This window comes from Alkalihalobacillus sp. FSL W8-0930, assembly GCA_037965595.1.
In the GTDB taxonomy this organism is placed as follows: domain Bacteria; phylum Bacillota; class Bacilli; order Bacillales; family Bacillaceae_D; genus Alkalicoccobacillus.
This window is the reverse complement of the sequence record CP150183.1, coordinates 3552525-3575294: the sequence shown is the minus strand read 5'-3', so window position 1 is coordinate 3575294 and position 22770 is coordinate 3552525. Positions and strand designations below refer to the sequence as shown.

The following is a 22770-nucleotide window of genomic DNA, read 5'->3' as shown; positions in this document are numbered from 1 at the left end:
ACGTTATCATTAAGGTCTTAAGGTCAGATCATTGGAGTGAGCAGATGCTTGAAGATCAGATTCATCAAGTAAAGAAAACAACGATGTCTCAGAATATTGTTCAACAGTTGATGGAGTTAATCATAAATGGAACCATTCCTCCTGGTGGGAAGCTGCCAAGCGAGAGAAAGCTAATGGAAATGTTTGGCGTGGGGCGGAGTACATTAAGAGAAGCGAATCGTGCTTTAGCCGCACTTGGATTGATTGAAGTACGTGTGCCAGAGGGTACCTTCGTAGCGGAAAGCTTTGGGGACTTTTTTACAAAGCATCTTGAACTTATGTCGAAGATCAGCTTTGATAACATTCTTGAGCTTGTAGAAGCAAGAGTAGGGGTTGAAGTAATCCTAGCTGAAATGGCTGCAAAAAAGTCAACAGACGAAGATCATGTACGACTTGATGATGTCGTTGAACGAATGCGGAATGCGAGTAACCATAATGCGTTTCTGGAGCTAGATCTAGAATTTCACCGATTGATCGCAGAGATGGCAAGAAACTCCTTTCTAACGGAAGTTCTTCAGATATCAAGTGTCGTGACAAAGGTCTGGATGGCAAAAGTAATTGAAGGCTATTCCATCCAACAAAAGCTAATGGACCAGCACCTCGCAGTCGCAAAAGCTATAAAAGAAAAGAACACAGAAAATGCAAAAGAAGCAATGGCGATCCATCTGGACACAATTAACCAGCTTCTCGTTGAATATAAACAGAAAAACGGAGAGATTTCAGTCGACTAACTGAGTCTCTCCGTTTTATGTTATTGGTCATCAACTAGGATATAGCAAGCGCGAACGGGTCCGTGCACTCCAACCACTAAATTCATTTCAATGTCGGCACTATTGCTGGGTCCAGATACAAAGTTCACACAGGAAGGAATGTCTTCTCCCGCTTCCACCTTTTGATGAAGCATCCGGGTTGCTTGGCTAATGCGTGGTACAAGCGTGCTTTTAGGAATGATGGCAATAAACGATTTTGGAAGAAAGCTCACAGATCGGCCTTTGCCCGAATCGTGGAGCAACGTGACGGTTCCAGACTCTGCAAGTGTCATATCGGAAAACGTAATGCCTACATCCGCATGTTCTGCGAAGGTTATGTTTCCTTTTTCATCACTTGAGTCCCACTCACGAACATTGTGTCCCTTTTCTCTATGCTGTTCAAAAAACGAATCAAGTCCATACTCGGCAAAGCGAGGATCCTGCCAGCTTATAATAGAAGAAGCCTCGTAATCATTCAGGACCTTATCAAGTGTACTTGCAAGCGTATCAAGAGTAGCTTCCTCCACTTGAGTGTGGATGGCAAGACATCTGTCTTTAAGCTTGGATACGAGCTCGTCTTGGCTCGCACTTTTTAATACTTCCCATTGAGGACGCTTTTTCCATGTTGGACGAACGACTTCTTTTTTTCTAGGACGACCGAGATTTTTAGCGATTTCATTTAAAAAGGTCTCTTGGTTTGTTTCTTTAGTTGTCATGTGAGGCACCTCCTTTTTCTTTCTTAAACCAGCTTCGGAATGATTCGCTAGCAGGTGTAGGGAAGTCACGGATGTCAGTCCATGGCTTCATAGGGCCAGGACCGCGAACAATCTTCCCGTCTTTCACGAGTGGCTTCATTAGCTTTGGAGCAAGCTTTGTACCCGTACGTAACAGATTAGAGTTACTCATCGCCATGCCAAAGCCTTTCATTGCAAGCTTTTCACCCCACGTACTCAATTTCTCGTCCTCGACTATTTTGCGACGATGTTCTATTAAAAGAGAATGGAGCGGAATCTTCACCGGACATGCATCTGTGCAGGCGGCGCAAAGGCTTGAAGCAAAAGGGAGCTCCTTATGATCATCGTACCCACCAAGTAATGGAGAGAGCACTGCACCGATTGGACCTGGATAAATGGATCCGTAGGAGTGACCTCCAATATGCCGATAAATCGGGCATACGTTAATACAGGCAGCACAACGAATACATTGTAAGACGGATTGAAATTCAGTACCTAGAATAGAAGAACGGCCATTGTCGACCACCACTAAATGAAATTCTTCTGGACCGTCCGTTTCGCCTTCTCGCCTAGGGCCAGTCAGACCGGTTACATAGCTCGTCAGATTTTGTCCAACTGCACTGCGGCATAGCATCGTTACCATCACATCAAGCTCTTCCCATGTTGGAACAATCCGCTCCATTCCCATCACGGCAATCTGAGTGTTTGGCAAATCTGCTGTTAAGTGAGCATTTCCTTCATTTGTGACTAGAGCAATGGAACCTGACTCGGCCACTGCAAAATTACAGCCAGTAATTCCAAGATCAGCTGTTAGAAATTCCTGTCGTAGCTGTTCTCTTGCGAACAGTGCTAATTCTTCAGGTGATGAGGTCCCTCTATATTGGCGTTTCACATCAAAGGTTTCTCTAATTTGATCCCGATTTTTGTGAAGGGCAGGCGCCACGATATGAGACGGCGGATCATGATCATCGAGCTGAAGAATGTACTCTCCTAGATCAGACTCAATGACCTCACATCCTATGGACTCGAGTGCTTGGTTCATTCCAATTTCCTCGGTTACCATTGATTTAGACTTAATGATCTTTTTAGCTTCTTTGTTCGCGGCCACCTCTTTTATATAGTCATTGGCTTCTTGAGCAGTTTGCGCAAAGAAAATATGTCCGCCGCTTTTTTTTACATTGGTAGCAAGCTGTTCTAAATAGTAATCTAGGTTTTCAAGTGTATGCTGACGAATTTCTTCTGCTTGCTCACGCCAATCCTCCCAGTTGCCTAGTTGATCTGAGGATTTTGTTTTTGCATTTTTTAGGCGCTCCTGTGCCGAAACAACAGATCCTCTCATAAATGAATCATCAAGTCCTTTATTCACTCGATCAAAAAATGGTTTATCTCCAATTTTCATTGGCATGTTGGTATCCTCCTTACACCTTTTGTTGATTTAATATCTCAGCAATATGCTTAACCTGAACAGGCTTGCCAAGTCGCTCAAGGCGCCCTCCAATATTCATCAGGCATCCACAATCTGCCCCAATTAACACATCTGAACCCGTTTCTTCAATGTGGGCAATCTTTTCATCTACCATTTGTTCTGAAATCGGTTTCATTTTCACGGAGAATGTTCCACCAAAGCCACAACAGGTTTCTTTACCAGGGAGCTCTGTATAATCCAAACCATCAACCTGTTTTAGTAGTTTGGCTGGTGCTTCTTTCACTCCCAGTAACCTTGTCATGTGACAAGAAGAGTGATACGTAGCCTTAGCGTCACACGTTGCACCAAGACTTTCAACACCGAGCACATCTACTAGAAATTGAGTGAATTCATACGTTTTAGCTGCAAGCTCTTCGGCACGTTTTAACCAAACGGCGGAGTCTTCTTTAAAAAGGTGCGGGTACTCATGGAGCATCGCAGCACACGATCCTGAAGGTGCTACCACATACTCAGAGTGTTCGAACGCACGAATCATTTTTTTTGCGACTTCCTTTGTTTCTTTGTGGTAGCCGCTGTTAAACGCAGGCTGCCCGCAACAGGTTTGATTTCCGGGAAAATCAACGGTGCATCCTTGTCGTTCCAATACCTCAACCACGTCTTTTCCGACATTTGGGTAAAATACATCTGCCAAACATGTAATAAATAATGATACGTTCATACTTCTCACTCCTGTTTCGTCATATGGTCAGACCATTAAATGTTGTTTCCATTATAAACCGGGTGGGAGAGGAGTTCAATAGATAAGTAGAGGGTAGAGTAAAACGATAACTCGCGTCCCCCTTTACGTAAAACCCGAACCTTCACGCTCCCTCGATCACCTCCGACAAAAATCATCCACACATCCTCAAACCTTCTTTACAACAAACATCCTCGCTTAACATTCTCCATGCTTTTCCTATCGTTTTAAAAAACACTTTATCTTCCATTCATAGATGCTTAATGAACAAAACGTAGCATAGGAGCTAGTAATCCAATATCACAATTCTAGGAGGCAGATACATGAAAACGTACTGGACGATAGGGAGCACGGCAGCGATTGCTTTACTTATGATGACAGGGTGTGGTTCAACTCCGTCTTCAGATACAGTGAGTGGAGCAACACCTGATGAGCCTATAGAACTTACATATTGGTATGCGTGGGGAGACAAGATTGGAGAGAACAATGAAAATCTTGTGGCGCAGTTTAACGAAGAGCACCCGACCATTCAAGTAACGGCAGAGTTTCAAGGTACATATGATGAGCTTCATGCAAAAACGCAGGCAGCCTTCGCGGCTAAGGATGCACCAGAGGTCACTCAAAATGAAATTGCCTCGGTTGAGACCTTTGCTAAAAACGGAATGACGGAAAGCTTACAGCCGTTTATTGATGCAGATGATCTTGATATCGACGATTTTAATGAAGGATTAATGGGGAATTCGTATGTGGATGAGGAGATCTATGCTCTTCCGTATTTACGAAGTACTCCAATTTTATATCTGAATACAACCATACTCGAGGAAAAAGGGCTTGATCCTGCTGGTCCAAAAACGTGGGATGAGTTTAAGGAATATGCGGCTGTCCTGTCTGAGGATGGAACAATGAAGGGTGCAACGATGCCGATCGATATTTGGTTTTATGAAGCCTTTGTGACACAAGCTGGCGGAACCATGATTGATGATAATGGTCAGCCTGCGTTTAACAGTGAGGCAGGAGCTGAAGCGATTGATTTTATAAAAGAGATGTATGAGGAAGGCTCCATAAAAGTTCCTACTGGAGATGTTGCCGGAGATACGGCGAAGCAGGACTTTGTCAATGGAAAGTCAGGAATGATGCTCAGTTCAACAGCTGACCTTACGTATTTAATGACAAATGCGAGTGATCAGGGATATGAAGTAGATACAGCCTTTATGCCTGAGAACAAGCAGTTTGGGGTTCCGACTGGGGGAGCGAATCTTGTGATGACAGCTGGCTTGGACGAGGCGAAACAAGAGGCCGCTTGGACATTTATTAAGTGGATGACAGATACCGACCAAACTGCGTATGCAAGTGAATTCACGGGTTATTTGCCAAGTAGACACTCCGCATCTGAGACAGAGGCGATGCAGAAGGTATACGAAGAAGTTCCTCAATATAAAACAGCAGTTGATCAGCTTGAATATGCACATGAGCGTCCAATGGTAGAAGGCTATCCTGAGGTCGTTAATGCATTGGTGGAGGAAATCACACGAGCGGTTCTGCAGGATGGTACAAGTCAGGATGCCTTAGATAATGCAGAAAAACGTGCGGAAGCTGTTCTGAAATAATTAAGGAAGGGAGAGGGGACTATGGCAAGTATTACCCTTAAGAACATCAGCAAACGCTTTGGAGATGAAAGGGTCATTGATAACTTGAATCTACACATTAAAGACGGATCCTTCACCGTGTTTGTTGGTCCTTCTGGATGTGGGAAATCGACAACACTTAGGATGATCGCGGGACTTGAAGAGCAGTCAGAGGGCGAGATCTGGATCGATGACGAGCGCATCGATCATCTTCCTCCGGGAAAACGGAATATTGCAATGGTGTTCCAAAACTATGCCCTCTACCCAAGTATGACGGTTAAAGGGAACATTGAATTTGGTCTTAAAAATAAGAAGGTACCAAAAGCAGAACGGGAAGCACTGATCCACGATATTGCTAGTATCGTGGGTTTGACTCCTTATCTATCAAAAAAGCCTCAGGTTCTCTCAGGTGGACAGCGTCAACGAGTAGCCCTTGCAAGAGCAATGGTGAAGAAGCCAAAAGTCTTTGTATTTGATGAACCTCTTTCTAATCTTGATGCCAAGCTAAGAGGGCAGATGCGTACAGAGCTGATTCAGCTACACAAACGCCTCGGTACAACGTTTGTGTATGTCACGCATGATCAAACAGAGGCGATGTCAATGGGTGATGAGATTGTCATTTTACATAAAGGACTTATTCAACAGATGGATAAACCGATGACGATTTATCATCACCCGGCAAATGTCTTTTCTGCCCAGTTCATTGGCACACCTGCCATGAATGTGTTCACTGTAGATGAGCTCCCAGAGTCATTTCAGCATGTGGGGCAAAAGGTCAACCAAATCGGATTCCGTCCAGAGCATGTCACCATTTCCAAAAGTCTTGCTCTATCGGGAGAAAAAGCGATTGTCAAAGCGGAGATTAAGACCGTTGAAACGTTAGGATCTGAAACGTTGTATCAGCTTGAAACGTCCTTTGGAGGGATGGTTGCCAAAAGTATTGAACCACCTCTTTCAATGGGAGATAAGGTGTATATCAGTGTTGCAAGAGGGCATCTACACTACTTTGATCAAAATGGGGTGGCGATAACGAAGCCTCACGTTGTTCACGAAGAGGTGGGCATTGAAGCATGATGCAAAAAGCTCAGCCCTATTTAATGATTCTGCCATCACTTATTGTGTTTGGACTCTTTTTTCTCTATCCCATCGGTTACTTGGTTCAGCTCAGTCTGCATGATTGGAACTTTATCAGCCCAGAGATGAACTTTATTGGTCTCGAAAACTTCGTTCAGCTTTTTCAGGATACTGAATTTAGAGAGGTATTACTGAACACCACTGTGTATACGGTGGCAAGCGTGAGTGTAACAACCATTCTCTCAATCTTTCTTGCACTTTGGCTTAATAAACAAGGCTGGTTTTATACATTTTTGCAAGGGGCGATCTTTAGTCCGCATGTCATCTCGCTTGTATCCATTGCCTTGTTATGGATGTGGATGATGGAGCCGGATTATGGCTTATTGAATTGGGCATTAAACCTTGTTGGCTTAGATGGCATCCAGTGGTTAAATGCGCCAGAAACGTCCTTATTTTCGCTTATTGTTGTAGCCGTTTGGAAGGGGCTTGGCTTTAATACATTAATTTTTATTGCGGGTCTTCAAAGTATTCCGAAGTCCGTCTATGAAGCAGCCGATTTAGATGACGCTACAAGGTTTAGTCGGTTTCGGGAAATTACGTTACCGATGCTTTCACCGACCATCTTCTTTCTTGTCATTATCAATTTAATAGGCTCATTCCAGGTATTTGAGACAATCTCGATTATGACACAGGGTGGTCCAATTAATTCGACAAATATGATGGTGTACTACATTTACGAGTATGGTTTCCAATATTTTAAGATTGGCTATGCATCAGCAGCAGGTGTGTTGTTATTACTCATTATTAGTGTGTTTACGGCGATTTACTTCTGGCTCTTATCACGTCGTGTTCATTATCAATAAGGAAAGGAGCCTTCAGTATGAATGGAGTAAAACGTTCAGTCAATGTGGTAGGTCTTGTGCTGCTTGCTCTTGTGTTTCTGTTTCCGTTTTTGTGGATGGTATCAACATCTCTCAAAACATTAGGTGAAGCGATGACATTTCCGCCTAAATGGCTACCGGATTCGTTGCAGTGGCAGAACTTTGTTTCGGCATGGAATTCTGGTCCGTTTCTGCAGTACTTAACAAATAGTTTGCTGGTTACAGGCGGGATTCTTGTTTTTCAATTTATTACGGTTGTACCGGCAGCTTACGCATTTGCCAGGTATCAATTTCGTGGTCAGAAGATCTTGTTTGGTCTCATTATGATTACATTAATGATCCCGGCGCAGTTAATTTTTCTACCGGTTTATATTCAAATGAGTAATTGGGGCCTGCTGAATCAGGTATGGGCACTCATTTTGCCATTTGCTTCAAGCGCATTTGGAATCTTTCTCTTGAGGCAGTCGTTTAAACAGGTTCCACATGAACTGATTGAAGCGGCAAGGCTCGATGATGCAAGTGAGTGGAAAATCATGTGGCGTGTCATGGTGCCACTTGCTAAGCCAACTTTAATTACGTTTGCCTTGTTTAGCTTCATTACTCATTGGAACGATTATTTCTGGCCGCTTGTTATGACGACAAATAATGATGCCCGAACACTTCCAGTAGGAATTGCCCAGCTGCGTAATACAGAGGGTGGAGTGTCCTGGAATACGTTAATGGCTGGAAATATGCTTTTGGTAATCCCTGTTCTATTTGTATTTTTTATGGCGCAACGTCAGATTATCCGTGCCTTTACCTATACTGGAGTGAAATAAGAGAGGATGAATGAGATGAAGTGTATCGCACATAGAGGTTGGTCAAGTTATGCCCCGGAAAATACGATGGCTGCTTTTTACAAAGCATTAGACCATGACTGGATATTCGGAATTGAACTCGATGTTCATTTAAGTAAGGATGGAATTCCAGTTGTGATACACGATCACACATTGGAGCGAACAACCAATGGAGAAGGTGAAGTAAGAGACTTTACGTTCAGCGAACTATCTCAGCTTGATGCAGGCAGCTGGTGCCGCGAGTCTTTTTCAGATGAACGGATTCCAAGCTTAGAACAGGCTCTATCTGCAATGAAGGATTCAGGTAAGAAAGTGACCATTGAATTAAAACAAGTGGGCTCACGTTATATTGGGATGGAAGAGGCTGTTGTGGAGGTTGTTGAACAACTGAATATGATGCACCAGGTCATTTTTGCCTCATTCGATCATACAGCGGTGAAACGAATTGAACAGTTAGCTCCCCATGCGAGTAGAGGGCTAATCATTGGTCAGCTTCCTAACCTCATTTTAGAACAGCTTGATTATGTGAGTGCAGATTATGTGATGATTGAGCACCATTTTGCAGATGCAACACTCATTAAGCATTTGCAGGAACACGGCATACATGTGGGAGTCTGGACAATTGATGATGAGCTTATTGTGAATCGTGGCCGCACAATGTACGAGGACGTATACATTACAACAAACAATCCACGTATTTTAAAGGATCATATTTTAAAATCAACAACGATTTAATGAGAGTAAATTGCTTTGTGATCCCTGCTTATTCGGCTATGATAGAACGAGAGAGATACGAGGATAGGAGTGTCGATATGCCGAATTTGCAGGATGTCATTTTATATGAAAGCAAACATCAGGAAAAGGATTTTGTTCAGCCTCATAGTCATCAAACGCATCAAATCTTGTATGTTCTGGATGGGCAGGGACGATGTCAGTTAAATGAGCATACGACTCCATTAAAGCCAGATAGCATGATTGTCATTCCCCCTCATACGGAACATTCCATTCTCGCAGCGTCTAAAATGACGGTGCTTATTTTGGAATTCTCGCATCTTCATGTCGATGCGGATACGAGAGAATTGTTGATCAAACCAGTTTTCAAGGAACCAAAGGTCTGGAGTCTTAATCTTTTTATTAGTAGTGAGGTTAGACAATTACTAAGAAAAATGCTGTACGAACAATCGCAGGAGAGCATCGAGTATAAGCTCGGCATTAAGCTGTTGCTTAGTCAGCTTCTCTTTATCCTCATGAGAACCAATCAGTCGATGGCGCAGCTGGACTCGAATACGCTCCGCTCTAGTTGGCTTAAGGAGTATATTGATTCAAACTTTTATCAAATTACCAGTATAGAAGAGATGGCTGGAAAGATGGGGATTAGCTCCAGGTATATGAATCAGATGTTCACGGAAGTGTATGATCAAACGCCTATGCGTTACTTAACCGAAGTCCGATTAACCCGTGTGAAGAAAATGCTGACGGAAACAGATCTGGATATTGTGACCATTTGTTTTGAAGTGGGCTTTGAATCACTTTCTACTTTTTACCGTGTGTTTAAAAAGCAGGTGGGGGTCCCACCGAATCGGTACCGGACTACGTATTTGGGAACTGAACAATAGAAGATCGTATGACTGTTGACATTATTCGACAACGATGATACTCTCTAAATAAATAAGGATTGTTACTGATTCGATCAGGCATGACCTAGAAGTAACACCAGTTTTTGCTTTTGGCTACTGGTCTGCTTCTAGGTCTTTTTTTATGCCATTAGTCAGGATCAGAGGAAGGAATGTGTGACATGGAAGTTAAGCATAATGAGTCTTTTGGAAGCGGTTTTTTGTGGGGCGCAGCTACTTCTTCTTTTCAGGTAGAGGGTGCTCAGAAAGAAGATGGAAAAGGATTATCTGTTATCGATGTAATGAAGAAGAATCCAAATATCACCGATTTCTCCGTTGCTTCTGATCATTACCATCGAATGGAAGAAGACGTAGCAATGATGGCAGAGTTAGGATTAAAGGTTTACCGTTTCTCCATTGCATGGACACGTATTTTCCCTGAAGGAAATGGAGAAGTTAACCAAAAAGGCGTAGACTTTTATAACCGTTTAATTGATGAATTGATTAAACAAGGAATTGAGCCCCTAGTAACAATTTATCATTTCGACTATCCTCAAGGTCTCGTTGAGCAGTACGGTGGTTGGATGAACAGAGAGAGTATCGATGACTATAAAAATTATGCAGAGTTCCTATTTAAAACGTATGGAGATCGCGTGAAATATTGGTTAACTGTTAATGAACAAGATCATGTTGTTCGCATTCCTAGCAGGCTGGGATTAACAGGAGATGATCGATATGAACAAATGAGACTAGGATATCAAGCCAATCACCATATGTGCGTTGCAACAGCAAAAACAATTGAGCTTTATCACAGCATGGGGTTACCTGGAAAGATTGGGCCTGCCGTATCGTATTCCATGGTCCACCCAGCAACCTCTGCACCAGAGGATGTCTTAGCTAGTAAGGATGCTATGTTAATCAAACATAACTATTTACTTGATCTTCATTGTTATGGGATTTACTCTAAACCGTTCCAAACGTATCTTAAAGATCGTCAGTTCACCCCTAAGATGGAAGATGGAGATCTGGAGCTGATGAAGCAAAACCCCCCTACTATGATTGGGGTGAATTATTACTTCTCAGAGACGGTTCAAGCGTTTCCTGTATCAGATGAGTACCCACTTGGATATCAAAAAGAGGCGCTACTTGCTGAAGCTGAATCTGGAGTATTTGAAGTTGTAAAAAATGAACGACTTCAAGCTACGGATTGGGGTTGGGAGATTGATCCTGTAGGACTTAGGTTAACATTACGTGAACTTCATGAACGTTATCAATTGCCTATTATTATTACAGAAAACGGTATGGGAGCTTATGATAAGCTAGAAGACGATGGTTCTATTAAGGATGAATACCGTATTTCTTACTTAAAGGAGCATATTAAACAAGTTAAACTAGCTTTAAATGATGGTGTAGACGTGTTCGGTTACTGTGCGTGGACATTCATGGACGTCGTTAGTGGTAGAAATGGAATGGACAAGCGCTACGGATTTGTCTATGTTAACCGCGAGAACTTTGATCTCAAAGATATGAGACGAATTAAGAAAAACAGTTTTTACTGGTACCAAGAAGTCATTCAATCTAATGGAGAAAAGCTATAGATTAAACGGTTGTACTGACCATTTGGATGAGTAAAAGCAAATGCGAGGGAATGTAAATGATTATAAAAAAGGTGTTTAATAATAATGTTTCACTCGTTAAAGATGGTGACGAAGAAAAAATATTAATGGGGAAAGGTATTGGTTTTCAAAAGCAATCAGGAGATGAAGTAGATACACAGCTGATTGAGAAAACTTTTGTTTTGTCCTTAGGTAGTCATCCACTAGAAAAATTAACAACTTTTTTTGATGAGATTCCTTTAGAGATTGTTGCATTAACAAGCGATCTCATCCAGGATGGTCAAGTTTTATTAGGAAAACATGTGGGGGATCATCTTCTTATTCCCCTATCAGATCATATTTGGTTCGCTTTAAAGCGATTAGATGATCAAACGGTAATAGATTACCCTCTAAAATGGGAAATGAAGCACATGTATCCAGAGGAATATACATTTGCTAAAAAAGCATTGCAAACTATTCAAAAACGTACGCGTAGGGTATTGCCTCCCTCGGAAGTAGTCCCTATTGCGATGCATTTTGTAAATGCCCGTTATGGAGCAAATAGTTATCATCAAACCTATGAAATGACAGCGTTAGTATCAAAAATCATTGATGTTATTCATTATCATTACTTTGTAGATTTAAATGAAGATTCTCTTCACTACGCACGCTTTATCACTCATTTACGATATTTTATACTTCGTCAGATGGCAGGAGAAGAGAATACGTCAGAAGAAGAGGATGTATTCCAAGGCGTTATTCAGCAAAAGTATCCTAAGGCTTATGAATGCGCTATTAAAATTAAAAAGTTACTCGAAACTTCGATGAATTGGAAGGTTCATTATGATGAACTAACCTATTTAACGATCCATATACAACGACTGACCACTGTTTAAAACTAAATACATTCTTACTAGGATTGTTACTGGGAAGCAGGCATGACCTAATTAGAAGGACTAAGTAGACCCTCTTAAAAAGAGTGGATACTATTTAGGTTCTTTGATTAGGTCATTTTTTTATATGTAAATTTTTAGAAAGGTGTGAAAGCACTATGGATCATAAGCAAATAGCAAATGATATTCTAAGAAGTATCGGCGGAGAAACCAATATAAGCTATGCAACACATTGTTACACACGATTGCGGTTCAATCTAAAAGACGATAGTAAAGTGGATAAAAAGGAATTAGAAGAACTGCCAGGTGTAATTAAAGTTCAGGAGCAAAGTGGACAGCTTCAGGTCGTCATTGGGAATGAAGTAGCTAAAGTCTACAAAGCGTTAAATTTAGATGATCAATTAACGGAAGATAATGGAGAAAGTAAACCGCCTACAGAGAAAAAAGGCAACTTGATTGGACGTTTCTTTGAAGTAATTGCTGCAATCTTTACACCAGTTATTCCTGCTATTGCTGGAGCGGGGTTAATAAAGGGAATACTAGGACTTGTTACTGCATTTAACTGGGCACCAGCTGACAGTGATATTGTACGATTACTATCTCTAGTTTCTGATACGGTTTTCTATTTCTTGCCATTCTTTTTAGCCGTTTCAGCGGCTCGCAAATTTAAAACCAACGAGTTTATTGCGATTGCTCTTGCAGGGGGATTAATGTATCCGACCATTCTCCAAGGTGCTCAAGCCATTGCGGAAGGTGGTCCCACAGGACTTTCAATAGTAGGTTTACCATTACCTTTTATTCAATATAGTTCTACTGTTATACCGATTATTATTGCTGTTTGGTTACTTAGTTACGTAAGTCGTTGGGTAGATGCAATCATGCCTAATGCAGTACGAGTGATCTTTACACCAACTATTGTTTTATTAATAATGATTCCACTAGAGTTAATTGCCATTGGACCACTGGGTTCATATCTTGGACTTGGATTAGCTGAAGGAGTTACTTGGTTATTTGAGCATGCTGGAATTCTAGCTGGTGGGTTGCTAGGTGCCGCACGTCCACTTCTTGTTATCGTGGGTATGCATTATGGCTTAATGCCAATCGCGATTCAGAACGTAGCTGTCCTTGGCTTTGATTATTTAATTCCGGTATTCTTTATGGCGAATATGGGACAAGCAGCTGCAGCTCTAGCCGTATTTATCAAAACGAGAGACAAGAAGCGTAAGACAATAGCTGGTTCTTCAACTGTTTCTGCGTTCCTCGGAATTACAGAACCAGCTATGTATGGTGTTAACTTACCTCTTAAACGACCGTTTATTGCTGCTCTTATAGGGGCTGGTGTAGGTAGTGCATTTATTACAGGGTTTAATGTCACTGCATCTGCATTTGTTCTACCAGGATTGACAGCTCTGCCAGTCTTTACTGGTCCGCAATTCATTTATCTTATTATTGGTTTTGCAATTAATATTGCTCTAACGATGACGCTGACATTTATTTTTGGATTTAAGGATGATGGTGGTAAGAAGAAGCGAGAAGAAGAGAATCCAAATGTCTCATCTTCTGAAAAATCAGAGTTAGGATCAAAAGTTATCATCCAAAGTCCTATTGAAGGTGAAGTTGTACCTTTAAACAAAGTGGCAGATGCTACTTTTGCTGAAGAGATTATGGGTAAGGGTGTGGCAGTTAAACCTTCAACAGGTGTTGTTAAAGCACCATTTAATGGTCAAATCGTGACGTTCTTTAAAACTAGTCATGCGATTGGAATTAGATCAGATAGTGGAGTTGAGCTTCTTATTCATGTTGGGCTCGATACAGTGAATCTAGAGGGGAAATATTTTACTGCTAAAGCTGAACAAGGACAAACAGTTAAAAAAGGAGATACTTTGCTTACATTTGATTTAGAAAAGATTACTGCAGCAGGATATTCTACAGTTACTCCTCTGATTATCACAAATACAGGAGATTACAAAAGCGTTCTAGCAGAAGCAGTTCAAAAAGCTGATTATCAGACAGATGTGCTTACAATTGAAAGATAGAAACGTACTTTGATCTGAACAAAAAAAGGCATCTTCCAAAAAACGGAAGATGCCTTTTTCTCATTCATACAATGCTTTATCTTCAACCTTGTGCGTAATAAACGTAATCACAAGTCCAAGTGTTATTAAGCTCGCTGCAACAAACGTGACGGTTGTATAGCTACCACTCGCCTCAAGCACCTGAGTACCAAGAAAGGCACCGATGGCATTGGCTAGATTAAACACAGAGGCGGCAACCGTACCTGAAAGAGAAGGAGCCTCTCTTGCTGCAATGATAATCTTTGAGTTGAGTAATGGTGTGGTTCCAAAGGTTCCAACACCAAATAAGAAGCAGACAACAAACGCTGTAATTGAAAATTGTAACAGGTACGTGAACGATACCAGAACAACGGCAAGCATAACGAGCGCTGCCATTAAACGTTCAGTGAGTAGTCGTGGAAGGACGCGTCCTGAGACAAAGTTTCCAATGACGGCTCCGAGCCCAAAACAGAACAGAGCTGCGGTTATGGCCGTTACTTCAAATCCAGCGAATTCACGGAGCATTGGCTCTTTAAAAGTATACGCTGTAAAGACTCCAGAGAATCCAAAGACAATGATTGCAATGACGAGAAGTACACTTTTATTTTTAAACATTCCAAGTTCTTTTTTCAAATTAGGTGTATCAATTGGTTTGTGATTTGGTGTCGTTAAGATAATCCCGATGAAGGCAATCGCACCAAGTAAAGCGATAAACCAGAACACATATCTCCAGTCAAAAATCCCACCGAGGTAAGATCCGAATGGAACACCAAGCATGATGGCAATCGTTAATCCACCTTGTACAGCGGCAATTGCTGCCGTGCGTTTCTCAGGGGTGGAAATGTTAACCGCCACAGCCATGCTTAACCCAAAGAATGGCGCGTGCATCGTTGCAGACAATAGTCTCGAAACAAGCAGCATTTCAAAGTTAGGTGCGGTAGCCGCAATAACATTACTGACTACAAAAATCCCCATGAATACAATGAGTAATCTTTTAGTGGAGAACTTTATCGTAATCATTCGTAAAATCGGTCCGAATACTGCAACACCTAATGCGTATACACTGAGCAGTAGCCCTGTTGTGGAAATTGGTACATCTAAATCATTCGAGAATTGAGTAAGCAGTCCTGTCACTACATATTCAGTCATTCCAATTGCAAATGTGGAAAGCATAAATATGATGAGAACAGTTCTTCTTGAAGCCTGTAAACGATTCATTTCATCACCCCTCACAATCAACTTTTTTACCAGCACAAGCGGTTATGATAAAACATAATCGGGGTGATGTCTAGACATATCACTCAAAAAGAAAAAGTTCAAAAAATGACTGCGCTTACGTGGTTTTTTAGGGTAAATTTCATTAAAAAAAGACTGAAACTGAAACAAAACATTCATTCGCTGATGAATACATGAACATAGCAACAAATCCGCTACAGGAGAATCCCTCGCACCCGCCGGGAACGGCCTCAGCCCCTTTCGCGGGAAAAGCACCGCTACAGTGTCTTCACCGCGTTCTGTTCCGTAGGAGTCTCGGGTTCACACCCGCTCGTCTAACTAAAATACGAAAAACACGAATGGCGAATGATTCAATTGTAGAATCATTCGCCATTTTCTAGTTGATTTATAGTTTTTCCCGGTCTCTGTCAGTTTGTTAGATATTTTCTTTTAGTCGTTTTAAAATTTTCGCATAGTCATCTGGGTCGACTCCTGGAGCGAATAGCTGTGGTGTTTCTTCTAAATCCGGAATTGGTGCGCCTTCGGGTACACCGTCAATGACACGAAGCGGCTCTTTTGTTTCAGGATTTTCACCTTTCCAGATCTGAGCAATGTCGCGGTACTCCGGCTCGCCCCATGTGTAGAGGACATTGTAGAGGCCTTGATCAATGAATTTGTTGGCTTCGCTAAATTTCGTATTGTCCGGATAAGGAACAGGAAGCATCTTACCAATATCAACACCTGTAGCGACTTGGATCGCTTTTGCGTAGGCGATAATATGGGTACCGCCTCTGACAAGTAAGTACCCACATAGTTCTCGGACGGTAGGGTTTGTTGACATTTCATATACTCTCATCTTATGGTGGCGGGCTCCGATTTCCAAGGTATAATTGTGTAAGAGATCTTCAACCAAGGCCCCGCTATTGGTCACAAACGTTCCGTTCCAGGGTCTGCCCATTCCGTCTCCAGGAAACGCTGTTTGTGCGGTCGTTGTGAAATGGGTTGAGTATCGTTTATCCTTGCCATTTTGAAGAGGGGCTGTGTCAGGATCTCCAGGGAATGTCGTGCCGTATGAGACAAGATTAATGGCATTCGCTACGAGTTCAACATGCCCGAACTCCTCAGCTGTAATACTTGCAATCAAGTCATAAAAGGGCTTGAACTTTGACTTGCCACGAAAGTTAAAGGATTGAAACATGTAGTTATTTAAGGTAGACATTTCACCAAACTTTCCACCTAACAATTCTTGAACAGCGGCTGCAGCGTTGGCATCACCATGCTCAGGACGTGGCAGTTCAATGGCTAACTTATTAATTCGTTTAATCATAAAGACATCCTCCGTTCCTCATTGAATTTGTTCAGTTTAAGAAACAGGGAAAAACCAGACAATCTGCTGCGTGCGAATGAAAAAAGGAGTGCCACCCATCTCAACGACAATATGATCGGGTTGAACATCCTTTAACGTTCCTCGAACCGCGCCATGAGTTGTTTGCACCTCCGCCATTGCCCCAACAAGTTCTGATGCTTTTGCGTATACATACGGATCTGATATGGTCCATTCGATTTGCTCATTCACATAAATCATCCTTTCCTTTGTTTTGACCATAGGAAGTATATGCAGAGATTGTCGTGAATATGGCTAGAGATTGTCGATAAAACTAGTTCCGAAATTGAGAATTTGTTACCTGAACTAATAAGATTTATGTATGCGCTTTAATTATGATAGAGATATTCAAAGGGAGAGAGGGGAACAAGACAATGGCAACTCACAAAATTGGTATTATCATGAATGGTGTAACAGGAAGAATGGGGACGAACCAACACTTAATTCGTTCGATTGTGGCGATTCGCTCTGAAGGCGGAGTTAAGCTCGCAAATGGAGACGTTCTTTATCCAGATCCAATTCTTGTTGGACGTAATGAAGCAAAGCTTCAAGCTCTTGCAGATACACACGGAATTGATCGAATTGGGACAGATCTTGAAGCGGCCCTTGCCGATGATCATAATGTGATCTACTTTGATTCCCAAACAACCAATCGTCGTGCAGAAGGAATTAAGCAGGCAATTGCTGCAGGCAAACACATCTATTGTGAAAAACCAACTGCTACTAGCGTAGAAGGTTCACTTGAACTAGCAAAATTAGCAAGAGAAGCTGGCGTGAAAAATGGAGTTGTACAAGATAAATTATTCCTACCAGGACTATTAAAATTAAAACGTTTAATTGATAGCGGATATTTTGGAGAAATTCTTTCTGTGAAACTTGACTTTGGATATTGGGTTTTCGAAGGAGATTGGCAGGAAGGTCAACGTCCAAGCTGGAACTATAGAGAAGAGGACGGCGGCGGAATCATTGTTGATATGTTTGCGCACTGGCGTTATGTGATTGATAACCTGTTTGGTGAAATCAAATCACTTACTTGCTTAGGTGCGACACACATTCCAAGTCGTGTAGATGAAAACGGTGAAACGTATAAAGCAACAGCGGATGATGCAGCGTATGCTATTTTTGAAATGAAGAGCGGAGCCGTCATCCAAGCGAACTCATCATGGACAACTCGTGTCGATCGTGATGATCTGTTAACCATTCAGGTAGATGGAAAGCTTGGAAGTGCAGTGGCAGGCCTACGTGACTGCAAGACGCAGCATCGCGTGCAGACTCCTCGTCCAACATGGAATCCGGATATCCCGAATCCATTCAACTTCCAGGAGCAGTGGGAGCAGGTACCTGAGAACGAAGTCTATGATAACGGATTCAAGATTCAATGGGAGCTTTTCCTTAAGCATATTCATCAAGATGATGCATTCCCATGGGATCTACTTGAAGGAGCAAAAGGAACACAGCTATCTGATCTTGGCTTAGAAGCTTGGCACGGACGTAAGTGGGTAGACGTACCAGACTTAAGTTTATAGGAGGCGTATGATGGGTTATTCAATTAAACTTCCAACAGAAAATCGTACACTTGAAACATATGAACTAAAAGGGTCGCCATCTGCATTCAGCAGTTCGGGAGGATTTTCCTCCCGTACCGCTTACTCTGCAGCCCATGTTGTAGCAGATCCTTTATCTTCTAGTCATCCCGTACTTGGGGGAGACATTGATTGGGAACGAACACTGCACTACCGTAGACACTTGTGGTCCCTTGGCTTTGGCGTAGCTGAAGCGATGGATACGGCTCAGCGTGGAATGGGTTTATCCTGGGAAAGTGCACAGGAGTTAATCAAACAATCCTCTGTTGAAGCGAAGCGTGCTGGTGGATTAATTGCGTCTGGTGCAGGCACTGATCATCTTGATTTGAGTGTGGAGCACTCATTGGACGATATTGTTCGCGCCTATGCAGAGCAATGTGAATTTGTTGAAAGTCAGGACAGTGGAATTATCTTAATGGCAAGCCGAGCACTAGCAAAAACGGCCAAGAAACCTGAGGACTACCTTCAAGTCTACAGTCAGATCCTTGGTCAAACGGCTAGACCAGTGATTTTACATTGGCTTGGACCAATGTTTGACCCTGCACTACAAGGATATTGGGGAGAAGAGGATTATGACCGGGCAATGGACATTTGCTTAGAAATGATCCATAAAAACGAAGCGAAGGTAGACGGCATTAAGATCTCGCTACTAGATAAAGATAAAGAGATTAAGATGCGTCGATTGTTACCAGAATCTGTACGGATGTATACGGGGGACGATTTTAACTATCCGGAACTGATTGCAGGAGATGAGCAAGGGTACAGCCACGCTCTTCTTGGAATTTTTGATGCGATTGCCCCTGCGGCCGCACACGCTTTACGTGCATTAGATCATCATGATCTAGAGACGTACAAGCGAGTACTCGAGCCAACGGTTGAGCTAAGTCGTCATATCTTCCAAACACCAACTTATGCTTACAAAACAGGAATTGTTTTTATGGCTTATTTGAATGGGCATCAGTCTCATTTCAAAATGATTGGTGGAGCAGAAGGGACTCGATCTATTCAACATTTAACGAAGCTCTTTAAGTTAATGGATGAGGCAAACCTCATTCAAGATCAGGAGCTTGCCATCAAACGAATGGATAAAGTACTTCAACTAGCTGGAATTGAACAGGAGGTACACGCATGAGTGACAAGGCAGACCTCAGTAAAATTAGTTTAAATCAGATTACAACGGAGAACTGGTCGCTTAAAGAAGCAATCGATGGCTGTGAGCGAAACGAGGTACCATGGATTTCGATTTGGCGTCACAAGCTTGCAGAATATGGTGTGAAGCAAACAGCCGCACACCTAAAGCAAAGTGGTATTAAGGTTTCCAGTCTTTGTCGTGGAGGGATGTTCCCAGCAGCAACAAGCGAGGAACGTGCCAAACGGATTGATGATAACAAGCGCGCAATTGAAGAAGCAGCAGAGATTGGAACCGATACTTTAGTTTTAGTATGCGGACCGGCTCCGGATAAGGACCTTGTGCAAGCACGAAGATGGGTAGAAGAAGGAATTGAGGCTATCATTCCTCATGCCGAACAGCATGGTATTAAGCTAGGAATTGAACCATTGCACCCGATGTATGCAGCAGATCGTTCCGTTGTGAATACACTCGGACAGGCGAACGCTCTTGTGCAGAAGTATCAATCAAAACAAGTTGGCGTAGTTGTAGATGTGTTCCACGTTTGGTGGGATCCTGAACTTGCAGCGCAAATCGAAGCAGCAAAAGGTACGATACTGGGCTTCCATGTGTCTGATTGGAAGGTTCCTATTTTAGATATGTTTAAAGGTCGTTCCATGATGGGTGATGGCGCAATTGACATTTATGGCATGCGTAAGCAAGTCGAAGCCGCTGGTTACCATGGACCGATTGAAGTAGAGATTATGAATCAAGAGCTTTGGGACCGTCCGGGGGATGAAGTTCTTAAGCTAATGAAAGAAAGATTTGTAGAACACGTATAAAAAAGATAGGTGGGAGAGGTTCATCAATGGGATTAAAAGAAACGATCGAAGAGATCATTCAGTCATTTGAACAAGACCGTCAAATTGATCAGCCTTTTTCTTTTTCTGTGATAGGAATGGATCACGGACATATCTTTGGTATGGTGGATGGGTTATGCCGTGCAGGCGCAACCCTTCATCATGTGTATGATCGTGATAAAGCGAAGCAACAGAAGCTTCTGGACAAATACCCAACAGCTATAGCTGCCGAATCTATTGAACAGGTATTAGAAGATTCATCGGACATGGTCGCAACAGCTATTATCCCTGCGGAGCGGGCAGCACTTGGTCTGCGAGTCATTGCTCAGGATAAGCACTTCTTTTCTGCGAAAGCAGGTTTTACAACATTAGATCAAGTGAAGCAGGCACGTGAGGCTGTAGGTGCTTCAACAAAGAGCTGGTCAATCTACTTTGGAGAACGTTTAGGAGTGGAATCAGCGATCCTTGCAGAAGCTCTTGTTGACAAGGGCTTGATCGGTCGGGTGTATCAAGTGACTGGATCTGGGCCGCACAGATTAAGTAAGGAAAAAAGAGATGATTGGTTTTTTGATCGAAACAAAAATGGAGGCATCCTCATTGATATTGCAAGCCATCAATTTGATCAATTTCTAATCTATACAGGTGCAACAGATGCAAAAGTTATGCATAGTAAAACAGCTAATTATCATCATCCTGAATTTGAGGATTGGGAAGACTTTGGTGATGCTACATTGCTAGGTAATAATGGAGCCACACAATATGTTCGCGTGGACTGGTTTACGCCTGATGGATTGGCAAAATGGGGAGACGGTCGCACAGTTTTGTTCGGAACCGATGGATATATCGAGCTACGTAAGTCTCTTGATGTTGGGCGTACATCGGAAGGAAATCATTTGTACATCGTTGATCAAAAAGAGGAGCTGCATGTACCGGTAGAAGGACGTGTCGGTAAGCCATACTTCTACGATCTCATCAAGGATTGTCAAAATGGAACAGATCAGGCCATGACGCAAGAGCATGTATTCCGCGTGTCTGAACTTGCAATTGAAGCACAGGAACAAGCCGTGCGTTTAACTGGCTGGGAGGAAATCAAATGACCAACGGGACTAAAGCAAAGGTTGTATTAATCGGAATAAATGGATATGGGGCGAGTTATCTGCGTTGGTTATTAGAACGTGAGGATGCAACCCTCGAGGGAGTTGTTGAAATTGCTGCTGAGAAGAGTGGCTTCTTTGACGTTCTCCAAGAAAGATCGATACCAATCTATAAAACAATTGAGGCTTTTTATGAGAATCATAACGCAGAGTTAGCGATCATCTCCACGCCCATTCATCTGCATACTAAGCAGGCAGTGTATGCAATGGAGCATGGGAGTCATGTGCTATGCGAGAAGCCATTAACTGGAGATCCGAATGATTTGCCTATCTGGGAATCTGTCTCTAAAGATACAGGAAAGTGGGCTGCGGTCGGTTTTAACTGGTCCTTTACGGAATCCATTCAAGCATTAAAGCAAGACATTCTAAACGGTCGATTTGGCCGTGCCATTCAGCTGAAGACATTAGTGCTTTGGCCACGTACGGAAGAGTACTTTAATCGCTCAGCTTGGGCTGGCAAAAAGTATAGCCCGGATGGTACGTATATCATGGATAGCATTGCGAATAATGCAACCGCTCATTTTCTACACAATATGTTCTATATATTAGGAGATGCAATCGAAACTAGTGCATCCGTGAACAAGGTAGAAGCCGAGTTATATCGTGTAAACCCAATCGAAACCTTTGACACATGCGCCGTTCAAATGAAAACAACAGACAATGTGGATCTGCTGTTCCTAGCCTCTCATGCCGTTAAAGAAACGGAAGGGCCTATTTTTCAATATGAATTCGAAAAGGGCTCAATCAGCTTTAGTGCAGAAGACGCGGAGCCTTCCATGCGAGCGACCTTCAAGGATGGCACAACAGAGGACTATGGAAATCCACATGTCCCTCATATTGATAAATTAAATTGGTGCTTAAAGGCTGTACATGAAACGAATGCAACTCCGCCGTGTGACTTTAAGACAGCAGCTACTCATGTTCAGGTATTAGGAGAGATAAATGACCAGCTTGATCACGTCAAAGAGTTTCCGGAAGAGTTAAAGAGATATGAATCGAGTACAAAGCTACTATATGCCAAAGGAGTTCGTGAGCAATTAACCGAAGCCTTTCAAAAAGGGACGATCTCTACTCTTTTTGTCTAATTATGCAATATAGTTCCGATTTTGAGAACGATTTCTTATTCCAATAAGACGCATCGATAAACTGTTAATATAATGGGATTTGTATCATTATATTAACAGTTTTTTCGTGCGTAATGATAAAGGAGT

The 22770-nt window shown here is 42.3% G+C and carries 21 protein-coding genes; 15 read left to right on the top strand and 6 right to left on the bottom strand.

What is annotated here, in order from left to right; translation table 11 throughout:
- Positions 1–44: 44 nt before the first annotated feature.
- Complete coding sequence (locus tag NSQ54_18535; protein WYP26302.1) at positions 45–770, top strand: FadR/GntR family transcriptional regulator; 726 nt, start codon at positions 45–47, stop codon at positions 768–770.
- Between the two features lie 20 nt (positions 771–790).
- Here NSQ54_18535 and NSQ54_18530 read toward each other — a convergent pair whose 3' ends face one another.
- Genes NSQ54_18530 through NSQ54_18520 form a run of 3 tightly spaced genes read right to left on the bottom strand, consistent with a single transcriptional unit; the run spans position 791 to position 3666 of the window.
- The gene (locus tag NSQ54_18530) at positions 791–1504 is read right to left on the bottom strand and encodes a lactate utilization protein C (protein ID WYP26301.1); all 714 of its coding nucleotides are present in this window, start codon (positions 1502–1504) and stop codon (positions 791–793) included.
- Positions 1494–2927: a LutB/LldF family L-lactate oxidation iron-sulfur protein gene (locus NSQ54_18525; protein ID WYP26300.1), complete on the bottom strand. Its 1434-nt coding sequence runs from the start codon at positions 2925–2927 to the stop codon at positions 1494–1496. The genes NSQ54_18530 and NSQ54_18525 overlap by 11 nt, the downstream gene beginning before the upstream one ends.
- A 13-nt stretch (positions 2928–2940) precedes the next feature.
- The gene (locus tag NSQ54_18520; GenBank protein WYP26299.1) at positions 2941–3666 is read right to left on the bottom strand and encodes a (Fe-S)-binding protein; all 726 of its coding nucleotides are present in this window, start codon (positions 3664–3666) and stop codon (positions 2941–2943) included.
- A 341-nt stretch (positions 3667–4007) separates the two neighbouring features.
- Here NSQ54_18520 and NSQ54_18515 point away from each other — a divergent pair, with 341 nt between their 5' ends.
- The 9 genes from NSQ54_18515 to NSQ54_18475 all read left to right on the top strand — a co-directional run bounded on the left by NSQ54_18515 (position 4008) and on the right by NSQ54_18475 (position 14237).
- Positions 4008–5291, top strand: coding sequence for an ABC transporter substrate-binding protein (locus NSQ54_18515; GenBank protein WYP26298.1), 1284 nt, complete (start codon positions 4008–4010; stop codon positions 5289–5291).
- Positions 5292–5312: 21 nt separating this feature from the next.
- Positions 5313–6383 (top strand): ABC transporter ATP-binding protein, encoded by a 1071-nt coding sequence (locus NSQ54_18510; protein ID WYP26297.1) that lies wholly within the window; start codon positions 5313–5315, stop codon positions 6381–6383.
- Positions 6380–7246: a sugar ABC transporter permease gene (locus NSQ54_18505; protein ID WYP26296.1), complete on the top strand. Its 867-nt coding sequence runs from the start codon at positions 6380–6382 to the stop codon at positions 7244–7246. The genes NSQ54_18510 and NSQ54_18505 overlap by 4 nt, the downstream gene beginning before the upstream one ends.
- 17 nt (positions 7247–7263) lie before the next feature.
- On the top strand, positions 7264–8082 hold the full coding sequence (locus NSQ54_18500) for a carbohydrate ABC transporter permease (protein ID WYP26295.1): 819 nt from the start codon (positions 7264–7266) through the stop codon (positions 8080–8082).
- Positions 8083–8097: 15 nt separating this feature from the next.
- On the top strand, positions 8098–8835 hold the full coding sequence (locus NSQ54_18495) for a glycerophosphodiester phosphodiesterase family protein (protein ID WYP26294.1): 738 nt from the start codon (positions 8098–8100) through the stop codon (positions 8833–8835).
- Between the two features lie 77 nt (positions 8836–8912).
- A complete protein-coding gene (locus NSQ54_18490; GenBank protein ID WYP26293.1) occupies positions 8913–9716 on the top strand; it encodes an AraC family transcriptional regulator in 804 nt (267 codons plus the stop codon).
- Positions 9717–9895: 179 nt separating this feature from the next.
- Entirely contained in the window at positions 9896–11311 is a 1416-nt protein-coding gene (locus NSQ54_18485) for a glycoside hydrolase family 1 protein (GenBank protein WYP26292.1), read from the top strand.
- 56 nt (positions 11312–11367) lie between these two features.
- A complete protein-coding gene (locus tag NSQ54_18480) occupies positions 11368–12204 on the top strand; it encodes a PRD domain-containing protein (protein ID WYP26291.1) in 837 nt (278 codons plus the stop codon).
- 155 nt (positions 12205–12359) lie between these two features.
- Positions 12360–14237, top strand: coding sequence for a beta-glucoside-specific PTS transporter subunit IIABC (locus NSQ54_18475; protein ID WYP26290.1), 1878 nt, complete (start codon positions 12360–12362; stop codon positions 14235–14237).
- 60 nt (positions 14238–14297) lie between these two features.
- Here the strand turns inward: NSQ54_18475 and NSQ54_18470 are convergent, their stop codons facing one another.
- The 3 genes from NSQ54_18470 to NSQ54_18460 form a co-directional block, all read right to left on the bottom strand.
- Positions 14298–15473, bottom strand: coding sequence for an MFS transporter (locus tag NSQ54_18470; GenBank protein ID WYP26289.1), 1176 nt, complete (start codon positions 15471–15473; stop codon positions 14298–14300).
- 433 nt (positions 15474–15906) lie between these two features.
- A complete protein-coding gene (locus NSQ54_18465; GenBank protein WYP26288.1) occupies positions 15907–16797 on the bottom strand; it encodes a manganese catalase family protein in 891 nt (296 codons plus the stop codon).
- Positions 16798–16833: 36 nt separating this feature from the next.
- On the bottom strand, positions 16834–17046 hold the full coding sequence (locus NSQ54_18460; GenBank protein WYP26287.1) for a YuzF family protein: 213 nt from the start codon (positions 17044–17046) through the stop codon (positions 16834–16836).
- 182 nt (positions 17047–17228) lie between these two features.
- Between NSQ54_18460 and NSQ54_18455 the strand changes: the two genes are divergently transcribed.
- From NSQ54_18455 to NSQ54_18435, 5 genes are read left to right on the top strand one after another with little or no spacing between them, the layout of a single operon-like run.
- Positions 17229–18380 carry a Gfo/Idh/MocA family oxidoreductase gene (locus NSQ54_18455; protein ID WYP26286.1) on the top strand — a complete coding sequence of 384 codons (1152 nt, stop codon included), beginning with the start codon at positions 17229–17231 and terminating at the stop codon, positions 18378–18380.
- A 10-nt stretch (positions 18381–18390) separates the two neighbouring features.
- Positions 18391–19569 (top strand): dihydrodipicolinate synthase family protein, encoded by a 1179-nt coding sequence (locus NSQ54_18450; protein WYP26285.1) that lies wholly within the window; start codon positions 18391–18393, stop codon positions 19567–19569.
- On the top strand, positions 19566–20387 hold the full coding sequence (locus NSQ54_18445) for a sugar phosphate isomerase/epimerase family protein (protein WYP26284.1): 822 nt from the start codon (positions 19566–19568) through the stop codon (positions 20385–20387). The genes NSQ54_18450 and NSQ54_18445 overlap by 4 nt, the downstream gene beginning before the upstream one ends.
- A gap of 26 nt (positions 20388–20413) precedes the next feature.
- On the top strand, positions 20414–21502 hold the full coding sequence (locus NSQ54_18440) for a Gfo/Idh/MocA family oxidoreductase (protein ID WYP26283.1): 1089 nt from the start codon (positions 20414–20416) through the stop codon (positions 21500–21502).
- A complete protein-coding gene (locus NSQ54_18435; GenBank protein ID WYP26282.1) occupies positions 21499–22644 on the top strand; it encodes a Gfo/Idh/MocA family oxidoreductase in 1146 nt (381 codons plus the stop codon). The genes NSQ54_18440 and NSQ54_18435 overlap by 4 nt, the downstream gene beginning before the upstream one ends.
- Positions 22645–22770 lie beyond the last annotated feature (126 nt).